This window comes from Halovibrio sp. HP20-59 (assembly GCF_033052795.2).
GTDB lineage: Bacteria > Pseudomonadota > Gammaproteobacteria > Pseudomonadales > Halomonadaceae > Vreelandella.
The window spans coordinates 1-1,045 of record NZ_JAWJUW020000048.1 but is presented as its reverse complement, the minus strand read 5'-3'; the positions used below and the strand labels follow the sequence as shown (position 1 = coordinate 1,045).

Sequence of the window (1,045 nt, the reverse complement as noted above, 5' to 3'; positions counted from 1 at the left end):
TTTCGCGCGTTCGAAGATGATCGCGGAAAAGTTGACCATTCCGGCCGACCTCGTGCAGGCCCGATTCGGTGACGCGTTCAAGGTCGAGAACGGCAATGTCGTCGCGTACGACAAGTCCGGCAACAAGATCTTTAGCCGCACCAACCCGGGCGAACTGGCAGCCTTCGACGAAGCGCTGGAAGTCCTCATCGAGCACTACCCCCATCGGGACACCATCCTGAAGGGCTCGGGTGCAAGTGGGGGCGGCGCATCTGGCGGCAATGGTGGCGGCAATGGCGGGCGCACGATTTCGCGCGCTCAGTTCGACGGTCTCTCGCCTGTGGAGCAAGCCAAGGCGGCCCGAGACCCGAACGTAACCATCTCGGACTGACGGTCCGTCCATCGAAACAAGGCCACCTTCGGGTGGCTTTTTTCATTTGAGGGTCTGCCCACATGAAAAGCATCATCTCCAAGCTCCGCGTGCTGACGCTCGCGGGTATCGCCTTCGTGGTCGCCATTTATCCGATGGCCACCGTGGCAAAAGCAGCCGCACGGCTGTACGAAGTGCTCGTTGACGCGGTCCAGCGACCGCTGCAGGGCGGCATGATTGCTGGCGCGAACACGCTGACCGGCCTGATCCCGACGCTTTACGAGGCACTGGATGTCGTCTCGCGCGAAATGGTCGGCATGATTCCGGCGGTTTCCCGCAACAGCAGCGGTGAACGCGCGGCTCTCAATGAGTCGATTCTGATCCCGATCACGCCGCCGAGCACGATGGCCGATAACACGCCTGCGGTTACTGCTCCGAACACTGGCGACCAGAACATCGGTAACGTGGCGATGACCATCAGCAAGTCGAAGCACGTGCCGATTCGCTGGAGCGGTGAAGAACAACGTGGCATGAACAACGCCGGCACCTACGGCAAAGTTCTCGTGGAGCAATTCACTCAAGCCTTCCGCACCCTTGGCAACGCCATTGAGACGGATCTGTTCACCACGGCCTACCAAAACGCCTCGCGCGCCGATGGCACCGCCGGTACCGCGCCGTTCGGCACCGCTGGTGACC

At 61.5% G+C, this 1,045-nt stretch carries 2 protein-coding genes; both read left to right on the top strand.

All coding sequences use genetic code 11. The annotated features are described in order from the left end of the window. Positions 1-370, top strand: a 370-nt coding sequence (locus RZA33_RS19295) for a DUF6651 domain-containing protein (RefSeq protein WP_317509345.1), incomplete at its 5' end; no start/stop codon positions are given. A 62-nt stretch (positions 371-432) separates the two neighbouring features. Beyond that, on the top strand, positions 433-1,045 hold a 613-nt coding region (locus RZA33_RS19290), incomplete at its 3' end, for a hypothetical protein (RefSeq protein ID WP_317509344.1).